Annotated in this window: 1 protein-coding gene; it reads left to right on the top strand. The window is 68.8% G+C overall.

Features of this window, described 5'->3' with window-relative positions; genetic code table 11:
* Window positions 1–6: 6 nt before the first annotated feature.
* Window positions 7–816 (top strand): glucose-1-phosphate thymidylyltransferase RfbA (gene rfbA, locus HLH48_RS22850; protein WP_182999732.1); only part of this gene is annotated, 810 nt, incomplete at its 3' end.

Here is an 816-nt window from a genome sequence, read left to right as displayed (position 1 = left end):
CCCCCGATGAAGGGCATCCTGCTGGCGGGCGGATCGGGCACGCGCCTGCACCCCATGACGCTTGCGGCCAGCAAGCAGTTGCTGCCGGTCTACGACAAGCCGATGATCTACTATCCGCTCTCGACCCTGATGCTGGCGGGCATCCGCGACATCATGATCATCTCCACCCCCGACGACCTGCCGCAGTTCCGCCGCCTGCTGGGCGACGGCGCGCAGTATGGCGTGCGCTTCAGCTATCGCGTCCAGCCCACGCCGGACGGCATCGCCCAGGCCTTCCTGATCGCCGAGGACTGGCTGGCCGGCGCCCCCTGCGCCCTGGCGCTGGGCGACAACCTGATCTTCGCCGATCATCTCGGCACCCTGCTGCAAGGCGCCGCCAGGCGCGACAGCGGCGCCACGGTCTTCGCCTACCAGGTGCGCGACCCCGAACGCTACGGCGTGGTCAGCTTCGATGCCGAAGGGCGCGCCAGCACACTGGTCGAGAAACCCACCCATCCGGCCTCCCACTGGGCGGTCACCGGCCTCTATTTCTACGATGCCCGGGTCAGCGCCTTCGCCCGGCACATCCGCCCCTCCCCCCGCGGCGAACTCGAAATCACCGACCTGAACCGCATCTATCTCGAAGAGGGCTCCCTCCGGGTGGAAAAGCTGGGCCGCGGCTGCGCCTGGCTGGATGCCGGCGTTCCCGACGCCCTGTTGCAGGCCGGCATGTTCGTCCAGACCATCCAGTCCCGACAGGGCATGCTCGTCGGATCGCCCGCCGAGGTCGCCTTCCGCATGGGCTTCATCGATCGCGACCAGTTGCGGGCCATCGCC

The organism is Gluconacetobacter sacchari (assembly GCF_014174255.1).
GTDB classification, from domain to species: Bacteria; Pseudomonadota; Alphaproteobacteria; order Acetobacterales; family Acetobacteraceae; genus Gluconacetobacter; species Gluconacetobacter sacchari.
This window is presented reverse-complemented; position numbering and strand designations above follow the sequence as displayed.